The 17,408-nt window shown below is 33.9% G+C and carries 11 protein-coding genes and 1 pseudogene; 10 read left to right on the top strand and 2 right to left on the bottom strand.

The window, feature by feature from the left end; all coding sequences use genetic code 11:
* Positions 1-9 precede the first annotated feature (9 nt).
* Positions 10-213 carry a photosystem II reaction center phosphoprotein PsbH gene (psbH, locus tag D5R40_RS07935; protein ID WP_124146298.1) on the bottom strand — a complete coding sequence of 68 codons (204 nt, stop codon included), beginning with the start codon at positions 211-213 and terminating at the stop codon, positions 10-12.
* 88 nt (positions 214-301) lie between these two features.
* Here psbH and psbN point away from each other — a divergent pair, with 88 nt between their 5' ends.
* From psbN to D5R40_RS34835, 4 genes are all read left to right on the top strand, one after another.
* A complete protein-coding gene (gene psbN / locus D5R40_RS07930; RefSeq protein ID WP_124146299.1) occupies positions 302-433 on the top strand; it encodes a photosystem II reaction center protein PsbN in 132 nt (43 codons plus the stop codon).
* Between the two features lie 895 nt (positions 434-1,328).
* Entirely contained in the window at positions 1,329-2,444 is a 1,116-nt protein-coding gene (gene aroC / locus D5R40_RS07920) for a chorismate synthase (RefSeq protein WP_124146300.1), read from the top strand.
* A 445-nt stretch (positions 2,445-2,889) separates the two neighbouring features.
* Positions 2,890-3,798, top strand: a complete 909-nt coding sequence (locus D5R40_RS07915) for an MBL fold metallo-hydrolase (protein ID WP_124154465.1) — start codon at positions 2,890-2,892, stop codon at positions 3,796-3,798.
* Positions 3,799-3,881: 83 nt separating this feature from the next.
* The gene (locus D5R40_RS34835) at positions 3,882-4,019 is read left to right on the top strand and encodes a hypothetical protein (protein WP_161564954.1); all 138 of its coding nucleotides are present in this window, start codon (positions 3,882-3,884) and stop codon (positions 4,017-4,019) included.
* Between the two features lie 419 nt (positions 4,020-4,438).
* On the opposite strand, the gene D5R40_RS07910 is transcribed toward D5R40_RS34835, so the two are convergent.
* Positions 4,439-5,290 (bottom strand): tetratricopeptide repeat protein, encoded by an 852-nt coding sequence (locus D5R40_RS07910; RefSeq protein ID WP_282433613.1) that lies wholly within the window; start codon positions 5,288-5,290, stop codon positions 4,439-4,441.
* 1,444 nt (positions 5,291-6,734) lie between these two features.
* Between D5R40_RS07910 and D5R40_RS07905 the strand changes: the two genes are divergently transcribed.
* The 6 genes and pseudogenes from D5R40_RS07905 to D5R40_RS07875 all read left to right on the top strand — a co-directional run bounded on the left by D5R40_RS07905 (position 6,735) and on the right by D5R40_RS07875 (position 17,273).
* Positions 6,735-8,606 carry a tetratricopeptide repeat-containing sulfotransferase family protein gene (locus D5R40_RS07905; RefSeq protein WP_124146303.1) on the top strand — a complete coding sequence of 624 codons (1,872 nt, stop codon included), beginning with the start codon at positions 6,735-6,737 and terminating at the stop codon, positions 8,604-8,606.
* 1,336 nt (positions 8,607-9,942) lie between these two features.
* Positions 9,943-11,304, top strand: a complete 1,362-nt coding sequence (locus D5R40_RS07900; RefSeq protein ID WP_124154463.1) for a tetratricopeptide repeat protein — start codon at positions 9,943-9,945, stop codon at positions 11,302-11,304.
* A gap of 946 nt (positions 11,305-12,250) precedes the next feature.
* Entirely contained in the window at positions 12,251-13,123 is an 873-nt protein-coding gene (locus D5R40_RS07890; protein WP_124146306.1) for a tetratricopeptide repeat protein, read from the top strand.
* A 5-nt stretch (positions 13,124-13,128) separates the two neighbouring features.
* Positions 13,129-13,239, top strand: a pseudogene (locus D5R40_RS42485) (tetratricopeptide repeat protein); the annotation flags it as partial.
* A gap of 45 nt (positions 13,240-13,284) precedes the next feature.
* Complete coding sequence (locus tag D5R40_RS07880) at positions 13,285-14,295, top strand: tetratricopeptide repeat-containing sulfotransferase family protein (RefSeq protein ID WP_124146307.1); 1,011 nt, start codon at positions 13,285-13,287, stop codon at positions 14,293-14,295.
* Positions 14,296-15,755: 1,460 nt separating this feature from the next.
* Positions 15,756-17,273, top strand: a complete 1,518-nt coding sequence (locus D5R40_RS07875) for a glycosyltransferase 61 family protein (RefSeq protein WP_124154462.1) — start codon at positions 15,756-15,758, stop codon at positions 17,271-17,273.
* Positions 17,274-17,408 lie beyond the last annotated feature (135 nt).

Here is a 17,408-nt window from a genome sequence, read left to right as displayed (position 1 = left end):
TAATTCATCTTATTTGGTTAGGCTAGCCCAGTCCACATCAACATTCTCTAACAACAACGAAGAGTTGTAGATTTGGAGAATAATCAACAAGAAGACAAAGAATAAGCCTATAAAAACGGCCATTAATAGTGTAGTTCCCCAACCGGGAGATACTTTACCATATTCAGAGTTTAAAGGTTTGAGCAGGTCTCCTAATCCAGTTCTTTGTGCCATAAGTTTCTATGTAATCTATAATTCAGCAGAATTTTTTAATCTTTTGTAATATTGTATATGTATAACACTCATAATTTTAATGAATTATATGGAACCTGCAACAGTTCTTAGTATCTCTATAGGTGTAATGGTTGTGGCCATTACTAGCTTTTCAATTTATACGGCTTTTGGACCTCCCGCTAAGGAGTTGAGAGACCCTTTTGATGAACACGAAGATTAAGGTTAATTAACTATTATTGATTTATTAATATATATAAACTTATGTTATTATAGATTGATATAGTTATACTTTTGTTTGCTAAAGCTTAAAAACATGGACTATCCAAGACAAATATCTACAAAATGTCTATGTTTTTACGCCATTAATCTGTGTTATTATTACATATGTATGCTAAAAACAGAGTATTCTAGCAACAATTATGGACTGTTTGACACTCGACTTTTCATAAGGACGAAAACCCCAGAGGGAATCCTAAACTCAATGTGTTTGATCGGAACATTAACCAACCTTCGCGCGCCAGTAGGCTTATGGACAGGTGAGGCGGAAAATTACTCTTACTCAGTGATGAAGAGGATGTCTAGGATTGTCTAGATTTTTAGAAGGTGATTAATACTCTCTCGTTATCATTATCAAAATTTAACGGGAGATTACTGCCAATTTTAACTGGCCTCTTAATACTAGGGTAAAGTAATTCCTGATGTTTTTGACCAGGGAATAAAGGGTTTGCCGTTTAGCCTTGTAGTGCTTGACCCACTAAGAATGACTAGGCTTTCAGACCTTTGAGTAGGTTTAGTTGAGCAGTTAACAGCTATTAATTTTCTGTCATTTTTTTGACAGAAACATTCTAGAAATTCTAGAAACATAGACCAACTTACGTCATTAATTGACTTAGCCAATCTGTCCGAACTAAACCCTTAATATTGAGATTTTCAATCGCCACAATATCGTTTCGCTCTCGTTGCTGACCCCTGATGTGATTCTTTAAACTTTTTCTCCATAGTCCTACACCTCAAAAACTCTTGACAGAGCAAAGTATTTGCCGATCGCTGAGTGCTTTATTTAAAGAAAACAGGTTAAAATAGAGGTCTTAATTCTTTATTGTAGTTTGAGTTTCATGGGCAACACATTTGGACATCTATTTCGGGTAACAACATTTGGTGAATCCCACGGAGGAGGAGTAGGAGTTATAATTGATGGTTGCCCTCCTCAACTAGAAATAGATGTTGCAGAAATTCAATATGAGTTAGACCGTAGGCGTCCAGGGCAAAGCAAAATTACTACACCTCGCAAAGAAACAGATATTTGTGAAATACTGTCTGGAGTATTTGAAGGTCAAACTTTGGGTACGCCAATGATGATTTTGGTGAGAAATAAGGATGCTCGTCCACAAGATTATCAGGAGATGGCTAGTAAATACCGTCCATCTCATGCTGATGCAACTTATGATGCTAAGTATGGTATTAGGAACTGGCAAGGTGGGGGACGGTCTTCAGCTAGAGAAACTATTGGACGCGTTGCTGCTGGGGCGATCGCTAAAAAAATTCTCAAACAATATTCTGGTGTGGAAATTGTTGGCTATGTGAAGCGCATCAAAAATTTAGAGGCCATTGTCGATCTAGAAACAGTGACTATAGAACAAGTGGAAAGTAATATTGTCCGTTGTCCAGATACTGAATGTGCAGACAGAATGATTGAATTAGTAGAACAAATACGGGATGTGGGAGATTCTCTGGGAGGTGTGGTTGAATGTGTGGCCAGGAATGTCCCGAAAGGTCTTGGTTCTCCTGTATTTGATAAATTAGAAGCAGATTTAGCTAAGGGTGTAATGTCCTTGCCAGCGAGCAAAGGATTTGAAATTGGTTCTGGTTTTGCAGGTACTACTCTCACAGGTAGCGAGCATAATGATGAATTTTATACAGATGAGCAAGGGGAAATTCGGACTGTGACTAATCGTTCTGGAGGGGTACAGGGAGGAATTTCTAATGGAGAAAATATTGTGTTGCGGGCAGCATTTAAACCAACTGCTACAATTCGTAAAGAGCAGCGTACTGTTAGTCGTGTAGGTGAAGAGACATTGTTAGCAGCGAAAGGAAGACATGACCCTTGCGTTTTACCTAGAGCTGTACCTATGGTAGAAGCAATGGTAGCCATTGTGCTATGCGATCATTTATTGCGCCATCATGGACAATGTGAGAGTTTGAAATATATGGCGCTACGCGCTAGGGAATAGGGAATAGGGAATAGCTAACTGTAAAAGGGTTTTTCCCTGTGGAATCCATCAGGAAACAGGATTGAAAAATGTCTTAACCAATTCGGTGTTGCTGATTTGAGGTATGAAATTCAACTTTGGGTAAATTTTAAGCAAAAACAATATTGCAAATTATACCTATTTAGTCACCGAACAACTCTTTTCTACCTACTGACTCCTGACTCCTAGCTCCTAACTCCTGTGAAATCATACATTTATTCAGCAACGCCAGCAATTCTTGTAATCCTATAAATAGTGCTTTGCAGATTGGTTAATTATTAAAGTTGGACAATTTAATTTTTTGAATTGGCAATAATTAACAACTTATAGAAAAGCAAGCTGCTATATTTTCTGTCTCTAGTTCAATTTCCTAAAAATCCAGAAATCTTTAAATTCATAAAGTGGAAACTGCTAAAAGAAAATTCATATGGAAACTAAACTTTCTTCTGAAGTGCTAACTAAAGATAATGTTGATTTCTCGAAGATGTCTGAACAAATGGGAGATTTTTTAGTGAAGTTCTGGGGTGTACGAGGTAGTGTTCCTACTCCAGGAAAAGATACTATTAGATATGGTGGAAATACTTCCTGCATAGAAATGCAAATAGCTGGTAAGCGGCTGATATTTGATGGTGGCACTGGTCTACGAGAATTAGGCGAGGAAATGATGCAGGAAATGCCAGTAGAAGCTTATATGTTTTTTACTCATTATCACTGGGATCATATTCAAGGTTTCCCTTTATTTACTCCTGCTTTTACCCAAGGAAATAGTTTTCATATCTACGGAGCTATACCTCCAGAAGGGGAGTCAATGAGAAAGCATTTTATACAAAGGGTTCTACATTATAACTCTCCTATTCCTTTAAATGGTATCCAGGCTGACTTACGTTTTTATGAGCTTCAGCATGGGGAAAAAATGATGCTGGATGATATTGAGATTGAGACTGGTTCTCTGAATCATCCTAATACAGCAATGGGATATAGAGTGACATGGAATGGACGGACGGTAGTTTATTGTTCTGATACAGAACATTTTCCCGATCGCTTGGATGAAAGTGTGGTAAATTTAGCCCGCAATGCTGACCTATTAATCTATGATGCTATGTACACTGATGATGAGTATCATAATCCCAAGTCTTCTAAGGTAGGTTGGGGACATTCGACTTGGCAGGAAGCAATCAAAGTAGCTAAAGCGGCTGAAGTGAAGCGGGTGGTAATTTTTCACCATGAACCTACTCACAGTGATGATTTTCTCGATGAAATAGCAAAAAAAGTCAAAACAGCTTTTCCCCAGGCAGTTATGGCCCGCGAAGGTTTAGTCCTGCCAATGGGAGTTTAAAAAGCGTTTTCTGGCGGAATGCTGCGCAAACAGCAATTCAGCAGTTCAGCGGTCAGCTCTGCAAACAGATACCTAATTAGGGTTTGCTGAAAAAGTCTTTTAGTAGGAGACAGGAGACAGGAGACAGGAAACAGGAGACAGGAAGAACAGGGAATGAGCGAGGAGGTAGGAGTAAGAATTGTAAGAGTGATTTTTCTACCATAGTCAGCCCAAAATACTAGCTTTTTGCAGCTGTTGGCACCGAAAAGCTGGCACTTTTTTGAACCCCAAAAAGGCTAATACCTTTATTTATCAATACTTTGAGAATTAATCAGCAGAGCAATAATTAGGGTTTGCTGAAAAAAGCAGAGTGTGGGGACCCACCCCTAACCCCTCCCAGGAGGGGAATGTGGGGAGGGTGGGGAGAGCTGAGAAAGTAGGAGGAATAATTGTACCTGTATCTTTCTGTGCTTATCTGCCTTTTATCCTGACTTTTTGGTCACTCAAGCTGAAAAGTTGGCACTTTTTTTCGCTCCAAAAAGGCACTTACTTTTATATGTCAGTGTTTTTAGATTTAATCAGCAAACCCTAATTATATGCACAAATTTTTAGGCTAATAGCTGAAGCGCTAATAGCTGATAGCTAGTTAAAATAACTACTTTTAGTACAGGTTTAATAATAGCTGCTTTCGATATTCTTTACTGGTAGAGTTATCATCTCCTAAGATATTAAATATTGCCAGCATTGCTTTGCGTGCGCCGTCATTTTTATATTTACGATTTCTGGTGACTATATCTAAAAATAATTTTAGTGCTTCTTCATAGTTAGCTGATAGTGTTAAGCTACAAGCTTGAGCATACATTTTATCTAGTTCACTATCACCAGGATTTTCTACTTCTTGTTTAAAGTGAATTAGTCCTTTTACTGCTTGTATTTGGGGATAAAACTCTCGGTTATTTTCTCCAATAGTTTCTATTAGTTTTTGAGCTTCTTCTAATCGATTTAAGCTGACTAAAAATTTTGCAGCTTCTATGATTAAGCTAATGTTACGAGGATATTTTTGAAAAAGCTGGTCTAAAAGATTTTTTGCTTGTTTTAATTCACCAGATTTTGTCAAATTTCGCAGTGTTTCTAATTCTGTTTCTAGTTCTGATTTTAGGTTAAGTTCACCTAGAAAATTTCGTAGTTTTGGCTCTGATAGAACTCCTACAAAACCTGGTTTAACTTCTCCTTGAGTTACAATTTTAACATCTGGTACTCCCTCTACACCATAAGTTTGAGCTAATTCGGGATTATGATCGACATCCACTTTAGCTAAGATAAAGTCATATTCTTGAACCAACTTTTCTAAGATTGGTTTAAGCATTTTACACGGACCACACCAAGTAGCGTAAAAGTCTACTAAAATAGGTTTTTTGTGGGAATTTTTTAATACTTCGGTGGCAAAGGTTGTGTTGTCAACTTCTATAGATATACCCATTGAATTCCTAGAATATTTTGTGTTATTAACTATTATGTCATTATGTCGGAATTGAGCAAATTTTTGACTATATAATATGAAATAGGTGAATGTTTGCTACAGGCAATTGATCGGGAGATAGAGAGATGTGGAAATGGGGGAATGCTAAAATAGCATAATTACTTGTATTTCAGATAAAATTTATCTTTTATTCTCTCGCTCAACTTATTTATTGAGGTTTTGTGAAATAATTGTAGTATTATTTTTTGTATTTCATATAAGGTTAAAATTTTCAATTATTTTAACCTTGCTACCCTAGAATTTGTATCAAGTTTGAATAAGTGCGTTATCAATAAAAAAAATCTTGTTTATAGTTATGAGAAAGAGAGATTATACAAAGTCTGGTTTATCAAACAGATTGATGATTTTTCCCTATTTCCTGTTCTCTCCTTTAAAAAATATCATATTCGTATAATCAGTTATGATTAAGATTGCTTTAGTCAGAGTTTTGTTGGAATATATGTAGAAAGTTACCATTTCTTAAATTACTGTAAATTGCAAGTATATGAAGTACAAATATTGTAAGACCTCGCCCTTAAGGACGGAGTTTGAATTTTTGTGGTGTGGGCATTTTGTCCACGACTTATGTACCTCACATATATCATCTGCGCTTGAATACTTATAAATTAAGAGAGTAGGGAGTAGGGATAATAGGGATATTTGCCCTGTGTAAAAAGATAGGTTTTTTTCATCACTAAATTATCCGGACTTGATATTAGATGAAATCTGCTGTAGGTATTAGGTAAGGCGGTAAACTTTTCTCATCTAGAATATTACCTATAATCTACAAACCTTGTTTGATATAGCAGAAGGAAGAAGGCGTTTAGTTATCTAGGAGAGAAGGAAAAATATTGCGTTGTCTGAGTTTTAAGCTTTTGATATGTCTTATACCAAGGGTGTTAACGAAGTCAGAAGTCAGAAGTCAACCCACCCCAAACCCCTCCCAGGAGGGGAAGTCAGAAGTTATTTTTGTAACGGGGATTTTGAGCAACCCTCCAAAAATATTTCGCCTTAAAAGGCGGGGTTTTAGACCCATATTATTTTGATAAATATTTGCTACAAGTAACTAGGTTATTTCTTAGGCAGTAAGTGGTAGAGGCAAACCGCCGTTTGCCCGTACAGGTAGGGGAGCTATCGGATTGGCGACGTACAGAATGAATAGCTTTAATATCATTTATTAGGTCATAATTTATCTTTTTCATCCAATGGACATCTCCTATAAAGTCTTTATAATTGCCCTTATTATTAGTAACATTATTTTTCCAAATTGGTATTAACCTTTCCTTCGACTGCTATAGCACTACGCAAATAGGTTAGGACATTCCTCTATTTCCTATTCTTTACTGCCTACTCCCTACTCCCTTTTCACTCAAATTTATTGTCCTAACCAAAGAAGGTACTGCTATATAAATGTACCAATTACCTATTACCAATTTTTATGTCATCAAGCACTAACTTCAATCCGAATACACCTGAAGAGTATGCCAAACTTGCGACTATATATGCTAAACAGAAAAAATGGGAGTTAGCAATTGAAAACTACCGTCAAGCTATTATATTAAAACCTAATTTTTCTTGGTATTACTATCACTTAGCACAAGTTTTACATCAACAAGAAAGCTGGAATGAAGCTATAAAATATTACTATCGCGCTATAGAGTTAAACCATAATTTTTCTTGGTCTCATTATAATTTAGGAGATGCTTTAAGCAAATTACAAAGATGGGAAGATGCTGTTAATGCTTACAAAAATGCAATTAAAATAGAACGAATTTTTCCTTGGTCTTACTATAATTTAGGCAATGCTTTAGTAGAGTTACAAAAATGGGATGAAGCGATATATAACTATATTTATGTGGTTAAGTTACAGCCAGGAGCGCCAGGAATTTACAGTAAATTAGGAGATGCTCTAGAACAAAAATATAATTCAGATATAGATGCAGCAATTCAGGATTATCATCAAGCTATTCAGCATCAAGGGCAACATCTTATTTACGATAAATTACTGGAATTTTTACAAGATAATCCAAATTTATTTGTAGAAATAGCAAATAATTTAGCTAAAGCAGATAAGAATAATGGGGCGATTATTTTTTATAAAATAGCTTTAGAGGTTAATCAAGATGACTTAGAAATTTGCCACAAACTACAGCAAGTTTTAGATAAAAAATACCAGTTATCCCAAGAAATTTTAGAACTCCGCAAAAAAATAGAATTAAATCCAAATAGTAAGTCTTATTATAATTTGGGTATTGCCCTAACTCGACAACAAAAATGGGATGAAGCAGTTGTAGCTTATCGTCAAGCTATTGAAATTAATCCAGACCTATCTTGGTGGTTTTATTACAATATATGGGAAGCTTTTGCGAGAGAGGATCAACTATCAGAAATACTAACTTTTTTCCAGAAATTTCACAAGTCTAATCCTGATTCTTATTGGTCTTACTTAAATATAGGAGAGGCTTTAACTCGTTTGAATAAAATTGAAGAAGCTATACCTTATTATCAAACTACTTGTTATCAGCAAACTCAGAAGTTATACCCTGAATTAGTATCTCAACCATGGAATTTAGAAGAAGTACAAGGACCGAATTTTATCATTATTGGAGTTCACAAAGGAGGTACTACTTCCCTTTATAGTTATCTGACTCAACATCCACAAATTGTTCCTCCGATTAAAAAAGAAATGGATTTTTGGTCTTGGAAATTTAATGAGTCTATAAATTGGTATTTAGCTCATTTTCCAGCAATTTCAGAAAAGAAAAATTTTCTCACAGGGGAAGCTAGTCCTAGTTATTTTGATTATCCGAATGCTGCGAGAAGAATTTTTCAAGTGTTTCCTAAAGTTAAGCTAATTATACTATTAAGAAATCCTGTGGATAGAGCCATATCTCAATATTATCAATGGCTACGATTAAACTGGGAAAATCGATCTTTTGAGGAGGCAATTCAATTAGATTTAGAGCAGTTAACAAAAGCTCCTGAAAAAGTTAATTACTGGATGAAGGAATTAAATTATTTAGCACGAGGAGTATATGTTGAATTTTTTCAGGAATGGATGAGTTTATTTCCACGGGAACAATTTCTAATTTTGAAAAGTGAAGATTTTTATGCTCATCCAGAAGTTACTATGGGGAAGGTTTTGAAATTTTTAGATTTGCCAGAATATCAACTCTCAGAGTACAAAAATTATAATATAGGAAATTATTCTCCTATTGATTCATCAATTCGTAGAAGTTTAAATGATTATTTCCAAATTCATAACCAAAGATTAGAAGAGTATTTAGGAATGAAATTTCACTGGGATTAGGGGTAAATTCAGTGATCAGTTAACAGTTATTAGTACTTCCTGGAATAGGCAGGCAAGAAAATACTGAAAATTCTTTGTTATACCCTGAAAAAGGAAGGCTTGAGACCCGATATTTTTGTCAAAAAAAGAGAGATTGAAATTTGAGTGGGTGACAATCAGGTTATGAGATTATTTCAAATATTTATTGATTAATTGGTAGTCCTGCATAGTAATTGTATACAAGGAACAAGAGATGTTTGGCACAGAAGCAAGATGCTTCCACTGCCGTACTTCGTAACAAAAATAATGCAATGCACGACCATTACAATGCACCACCACGGATTAATTAATCCTTAGGAGTTTAATGATTATTTCCAAATTCATAACCAAAGATTATGAAGAGTATTTAGGAATTAAATTTCACTGGGATTAGGAGTAAATTCAGTGATCAGTTAACAGTTATTAGTACTTCCTGGAATAGGCAGGCAAGAAAATACTGAAAATTCTTTGTTATACCCTGAAAAAGGAAGCCTTAAGACACGAAATTTTTGTCAAAAAAAGAGAGATTGAAATTTGGGTGAGCTACAATCAGGTTATGAGATTATTTCAAACATTTATTTATTCATAAATCTGTAGGAGTTTCAATGATTATTTTCAAATTCATAACCAAAGACTAGAAGAGTATTTAAGAATGAAGTTTAACTGGAATTAGGAGTCAATTCAGTTATCAGTTACAACCTATTCCATGTAAGTGTGGTACAGTAATTCTAGTAGATTGTCTCAAAAAGAATGAAAACTTAATTCCATACTTCAACAACTATTTAAAAAACTAATCCTACTGTACCTCATCAACCTGGAATACCCTTGATCGGTACTTCCTGCAATAGGGATACGAGAAGATTCATAACTTGATTTATTATACCCTGAAAAAGGAAGGATTGAGACCCGATATTTTTGTCAAAAAAAGAGAGATTGAAATTTGGGTGAGCTACAATCAGGTTATGAGATTATTTCAAACATTTATTTATTCATAAATCTGTAGGAGTTTCAATGATTATTTCCAAATTCATAACCAAAGACTAGAAGAGTATTTAGGAATGAAGTTTAACTGGAATTAGGAGTCAATTCAGTTAGCCTCCTACCGGATAAACTGCAGACTTCAGTTAGCCTCTTTACAAAAGAGTTACCCTATCAGTACTTCCTGGAATAGGCAGGCAAAAAAATACTGAATTTTATTTTTTATATCTTGAAAAATGAAGGCTTGAGACCCGATATTTTTGTCAAAAAAAGAAAGATTGAAATCTGGGTAACCTACAATCAAGTTATGATATTATTTTCAAAAGTTTAAAAGATCAATATGTATTCAAATTTAACTCCAGAAATGTCAGCTTTTAGTTTATATCAAGAAGCAGAATCTTATTTAGAAGCTGGAAAACTAGATGAGGCTTATTTATACTGTGAAAAATCTCTAGAAATATTACCAGTTTATCCTTTGACTTGTAAAACATTAGGAAATGTATTACAGGCAATGGGAAACTTAGAAGAAGCGATAATTTGGTATACAAAAGCTATAATGCAGCAGCCAAATTGGGCGGAAATTTACATAAATATTGGGAGTTTATATGCTAAACAAAATGAATGGCAGCCAGCTATAGCTTGCTATGAAACAGCTATTGAAATACAACCAAATTTGCCTGGTGCTTATCGAAATTTATCTAGGGTTTGCCAAAAATTAGGTAACTTAAGTTTGGCAGAAAAATATTGGGATAAAGCTCAAAAAATAGAATTAGAAAAGACGACTTTAGAAAAAGTGAATCATGGGGATATTTTATTAAATGAAGGTAAAACGGAAGAGGCAATAACTGATTATCGTGAAGCGATAGAATTAAATCCTAATTTATCGGAAGCTTACTCTAAATTAGGAGAAATTTTTGTAGAGCGAGGAGAATTAGATGCAGCTATCAATTGTTATCAACATTTGATTAAACTTTTACCTGAAAACTGGATATTCTCTTACAAACTAGGCACAATTTTTCAAGATATAGGCAAGTTAAATGATGCAGTTGAGGCATTTCAACGAGCTATAGAACTTAATCCAAATTTTCCTTTGTATCACAAACATTTAGCAGATATTTTGTATGAACAGGGTAAATTAAATCAAGCTATTACTTGTTATCATCAAGTAATTAAAATTAACCCGAAAAATTGGGATGCTTACTGTAAAGTAGGGGAAATATTGCTCAAGCAAGGAAAAATAAATCAAGCACTTGTCATTTATCAAAATGGTCTCAAGCTTAATCCTAATTTAGCTAGACTTCACTATAAAATGGGCGAAGCGCTAAGTAAACAAAAAAAATTGCAGTTAGCAATTCCAGCTTATCGTCGAGCTATAGAATTAAAAGTAGATAACTATTTATTTTATCGTAAATTAGCAGATGCTTTACAACAACTAGGACAACTAGATGAGGCAATCATTAATTATCAAACAGCTATTGAACTTAATCCTAATTCTTGCTGGTTATATACATCATTAGGAAAAACATATATCCAACAAGAAAATTGGTCTGATGCTATTGAATGTTTGAAAAAAGCAATACAAATTAAACCAGACTACCATAAAGCTTACGAAAAAATAGCCTATATTTTTGAACAGTTAGGCGATCGCTCTGCAGCAGAAAAATGTAGATATCAATATCAATTACCATCTGAAGTAGGGTAGTAGGGGAGTATTCAACAATTAATAATTAATAATTAATTATTAATTATTAACAATTACCTCTCCTTTCCTTGAAAAGAAGAGGATTGACTTAAAGAAAAATTTTTGCTTCTCTTGGTCGATTGGATATGGCGAGGTCTCCTCACCATCCCACCCTTCGGAAAGCTGCGCTAACGACCGCTTGTTTCTCCTTTAAAGGAGAGGCTTTAAACCTTAATTATTCGGTAAATATAATAATAATTAGGGTTTGCTGAAAAAGTCTTATGGGTGAGGGACCGAGTCAGGAGGACTGAGTCAGGAGGACCGAGTCAGGAGAAATAGGAATTACAGAGGATGTAGTTGGAAGAATTGTCCCTTAATTTTTCTGTCCTTGTCTGCACAAAATGCTAACTTTTTGAGCTTTCTTGGCCGAAAAGCTGGCACTTTTTTCAACCTAAGAAGGCTGAAACTTTTATATGTCAATGCTTTGATAGTTAATCAGCAAGCCCTAATTAATGCTAACCAGCGTGCTAATAATTAAAAAAGTGATTTGGTTCACGTTAATTATTTAATAATTGAAGTGGTATCTAAGTGAAGCATTAATACATAGTAATTGGTATTATTGAAAAGGGAGTAGGGGGTAAGCGGTAGGGAATGGTGGGAAATTTCAGACATTCTCAAAACAATCAAGAAAAGTATTTTTATTATGTCTAATTTAATGAGACCTGATATAACTTATTGAAATACAGCAAATTTTAGGAAGTGTGAGGTACAGTTTGAGACTAATCTATAATTTTTATTCATTCCCTGTTGCCTGTTGCCTGTTGCCTGTTGCCTGTTGCCTATTCCCTATTCCCTATTCTCTATTCCCTATTCCCTATTCCCTATTCCCTATTCCCTATTCCCTATTCCCTATTACCTATTCCCTAAAGCATAAAACTTTATACCTTATCAACTGGAAAACTGCTGTATGTCTAATAATGAAAAGACAAAAAAACTAACAATTAATTTTAATCAAATAGCAGCATCTCATTTGGCCGAAGGAAAGTTAAATGAGGCTTATGCAGCTTGTGTTAAAGCATTAAATAGCCAACCAGAATTTGCACCAGCTTGTAAAACTATGGGAGATATTTTTCAAGCACAAGGTGACATAGAAGCAGCCAAAAATTACTACAATAAGGCTATTCAAATACTACCTAATTTTGCTGAAGCTCATGCAAACCTGGGTAGTATGTATGCCAAACAACAGCAATGGGAACCAGCAATTTCAGCTTACGAAAAAGCCCTCAAAATTCAACCAAATTTAGCAGGAGTTTATCGAAATTTAGCTAAAGTCTGGCATAGCATTGGTCAAGAAAAATTAGTCACAGAATGTAATTATCAAGCAGTTATTCTAGAACCAGAATCATTGACAGCCACAGAACATCTAAATTTAGGAAATAAACTTTTAGAGTTAGATAAAATAGAGGCAGCAATTAACTGTTACCGTCATGCTATTAAAATCAACCCAAATTTATCCGCAGCATATCAACATTTAGGAGAAATTCTGAGTCAAAAGGGCGAGTTAGAAGATGCCTTAATAACTTTAAACCAAGGAATAAAATTAGCTCCTAAAAATCCTAGACTTTACTACTTACTAGGGAAAGTTTTCCAAGAAAAAAAAGAATATGATTTAGCTCACTCCGCCTATCTTAGTGCGATCAAACTCAAACCAGAAAATCATTTATTCCACAAAAAATTAGGAGATGTCTTTCAAGAAAAAGGAGAGCTAGAGCAAGCGATCGCCTGTTACCAAAAATCTCTAGAAATCAACCCTAATTTTTTTTTGCTTACTACAGTTTAGGTAATATATATATTAAGCAACAACGATGGGATGAAGCAATTTTTGCTTACCGTAAATCAACTATTATCAACCCAAAATTTTCTGGTGCATACTATAACTTAGCTGATGCTTTTCTGCACAATTATCAAAAAAAAGAAGCTATTAACGCTCACTTAGAAGCTGTGAGACTTAGACCAGAACATTCTTGGTTTTCTCATCATTCAGTCTTATGGAATAATTTATTAGAAAATAGGCTTGAGGAAGTATTAAATTTATATCAAAATGCCACCAAAATTGAGCAAAATAGTTTTTTTTGTCATCTCAATTTAGGGGAAATTTTCACAAAAATCGGAAATATTGAAGCAGCCATTAGAAGTTATAAAAAAGCCTGTTACAACCAAACAAAAAAAATCCATCCTACTTTTGTAGAAAAACATTGGAATTTTCATAACGTATCAAGTCCTAATTTCATTATTATCGGTTCTCAAAAAAGTGGTACAACCTCTTTAGCAAATTACATTAATCAACATCCTCAAGTTTTACCAGCTATTAAGAAAGAAACACATTTTTGGTCAGGAGAATTTCATCGAGGAATTGATTGGTATTTGGCTCATTTTCCTTCCATTCCTAAGTCACAAAATTTTATTACTGGAGAAGCTACTCCTAACTATTTAGTCAATTATAAAGTGGCAGAAAGAATCTATAGTTTACTACCCGGTCTTAAACTATTAGTCATTTTAAGAAATCCTGTAGATAGAGCCTTTTCTCAATACCATCATTGGCAAAGATTAAACTGGGAAGACCGCTCCTTTGAAGTAGCTATTAATCAAGAATTAGAAATACTCAAAACTACTCCGAAACAACCTCAAGGAGATAAAAAATATTGGCAACTTCCGGGAAATTATATAGGGAGAGGTGTTTATATAGAATTTATGCAGAAATGGATAGAAGTATTTCCCAGAGAACAATTTTTAATTTTGAGAGGAGAAGACCTTTATCAAGGGGCAAATGATACCATGAAGCAAGTTTTTGATTTTTTAGGTTTGCCAGAACATAAACTGCCAAAATATAAAAAGTTGAATTCTGGTTCTTATGCACCAATTTCCGATTTGCTCCGTCAACAATTATCTGAATATTTCCAACCTCATAATCAGAGATTAGAGGAATATTTAGGAATGAAGTTTAATTGGTAATTATTGAATAAGGAATGAGGAAAGACCGAAGTTGGAAAAAGGAAAAAGTGGATGAGGACTCACACCCCAACCAATTTTCATTAATTGATAATGGATAATGAATAATGGATAATTACCTATGGTTAAAACTGTTACGGAATTGAATATCAGAAAATCTGATTTCTTCTCTTGGTCAATTGGATATGGCGAGGAGACCTCGCCATCCCTCGACCGCTTTTGTCTCCTTGCTCATGAGAGGTTTTAAACCTTTGGGGATTAATTATCAATTATTAATTATCAATTATCCATTGGTAAATATCCTATAGAACCCATTTGGTATCTTTGCCTGGGTAAAAATTGATGTAGTCAAAAAATATATCCAAAGTTGATAAAACTACGTTCCGCTATGCGATAGAACTCCGTTCCGCTACGCGAACGCACTTCCACTCACTAATTCTCTTTTTCATCTTAATAAGCACCTACGCAGAGCGAATTACTTACCTCAAAAATACACGAAAATTTTTTCACAAGCAACCACCCTATATTTCTTACATATCAAAACTTTTAATCAATGGCCAAGGAAAGCGCGATCGCACTCAAATTATCCCCATTTTTCCCCCTAAATAGCTCATTTAAACTTTTTTGGGAAAAATTAGTTTAAATTCCAAATATATTTGACAAAATTTTATAAATTTAACTTATATAAAAGTTTTTTTTAACCAATTATTAAACCTTAAAAAGCTTACAGATAAAGCTTTTCAGAAGAGAAAACAGGAAGTATATTTTCTATAGAACCCATTTATCTTTGATTCTCGCCACTACTTGTAATGCCAAAATACTGTGGATGGGAACTCACACCCCAAGTAATTGTAAATATTCTATAGGAGGCGAGATATTCAACTCAAAATCAAAAGATAATTGCTGGTTTGTTGTTAGTCATTAACTATTTGTTTTTAGGAGTTATTAAAAATATGTCGGATGTAAATATTGAACAAGTAAGGACTGAAGGACTGAAAAAGTCAAAAGTGGATGAGAACTCACACCCCAAGTAATTGTAAATATTCTATAGGAGGCGAGATATTCAACTCAAAATCAAAAGATAATTGCTGGTTTGTTGTTAGTCATTAACTATTTGTTTTTAGGAGTTATTAAAAATATGTCGGATGTAAATATTGAACAAGTAAGGACTGAAGGACTGAAAAAGTCAAAAGTGGATGAGAACTCACACCCCAAGTAATTGTAAATATTCTATAGGAGGCGAGATATTCAACTCAAAACAAAAAGATAATTGTTGGTTTGTCGTTAGTCATTAACTATTTGTTTTTAGGAGTTACTGAAAATATGTCGGATGTAAATGTTGAACAAGTAAGGACTGAAGCTCGGAAAAAGTCAAAAGTGGATGGGAACTCACACCTCAAGTAATTGTAAATATCTGATAGAAGGCGGGGTATTAAACCCAAAATCAAAAGATAATTGCTGGTTTGTCGTTAGTCATTAACTATTTGTTTTTAGGAGTTACTGAAGATATGTCGAATGTAAATAATCAAAAAATATCCGTATTTAATTTAAAGCAAAAAGCTGAAATATATTTATCTCAAGGAAAGTTAGATCTAGCTTATGATACTTGTTCCCAAGCTTTAGAAATTTTGCCAAATTGTGGGGAAGTTTATAAAACTCAGGGCAATATATTGCAAAGAATGGGGAAGTTGGAATTAGCTAAAAATTTTTACAGAAAAGCGATTAAATATAATCCAAATTTAGCAGAAGCTCATGCAAATATGGGTAGTATCTTTGCTAGGCAACAGCAATGGGAAAAAGCGATAAAATATTATGATAAAGCTATTAGTCTTCAACCACATTTTGCCGGATTTTATCGAAATTTAGCTAAAATATGGCAAAGCTTAGGTAAGCATGAATTAACAAAAGAATGCACTCATAAAGCACTTGATTTAGAAGCTAAATATGAGCAGAAGATAAGTAAGATAGAAATATTTTCAGCTACTGAAGTAAATATGCTAGCTTCTCAAACAATTGAAAAACAAACTCATCACATTTTTAGAAGTAGAAAAGTATATTCACAATCAGCATTTGTCACAGTAGTACCTGGAGGAAAAGGTTATATTAACACGGGAGTTACCGCAGTAATAACCTCTGAAAATAAGCTAGTATCAGAAGTTTCTACAAGAAATGCTGAATTAATTATCTATTCATCAGAACTACCATCTATCTATAATATAGAAGGAACAGTTGCTTTATTATCAATAAAATGGGGTAAAAATAATTATTTTCATTGGATGTTTGATATAGTAACTCGAATTCATTTACTACTTCTTAGTAGCTTGAAAATAGATAAATTCGTAGTTAATCAATGCCAGAAAAAATTTCAAAGAGAAACTATAGAATCTTTGGGTATATCCCAAGACAAAATTATAGAAAGCGAAATTTATCCCTATATACAAGCTGAAAGATTATTAGTTCCTTCTTTCTCTTATTCCGATGGAAAATATCTGAGAATCCCTAAGTGGGGATGTGATTTTTTAAGAAATTCATTTTTGTCAGAGGAAGCTAAAAAAACAAGATATTATCAAACAGAAAGGATATATATTAGTCGGAAAGAATCATCACGACGACGAGTAGTTAATGAGGAAGAAGTAATCAGTTTTTTAGATAAATTTGGTTTTGAAAGTATTACTTTAGAATCAATGTCTGTTGCAGAGCAGGCAGCACTGTTGGCTAGTGTTAAAGTTGTAGTAGCACCTCATGGTGCAGGATTAACTAACCTTGTATTTTGTAGTTCTGGCACTAAAGTTATAGAATTTTTTGCTCCTGAATATATAGTTAAATACTATTGGATAGTTAGCAATGTATGTGGCTTGGAATATTACTACTTATTAGGTGATGAATTTGATAAATACTTTTCTGGTCAACCATTCCATAAAGATATTCTTGTTAATTTGCAGAAACTATTAGACTTAATGAAACTTGCAAAAATTATTTAACTCACTGCGCTCTAAGGTTAATAATACTAATAGAGATTTCCAATAATAAAAAATAAAATCAATTATCGCACTCTTATTTATCAATTATTTACCCCTACTCCCTACTCCCTACTCTTTCTTTTCTGAAGATGTCTA

The sequence above is a fragment of the Okeania hirsuta genome, assembly GCF_003838195.1.
GTDB classification, from domain to species: Bacteria; Cyanobacteriota; Cyanobacteriia; order Cyanobacteriales; family Microcoleaceae; genus Okeania; species Okeania hirsuta.
Note: the sequence above shows the minus strand (reverse complement) of the source record. Positions and strands in the feature narration are given on the sequence as shown.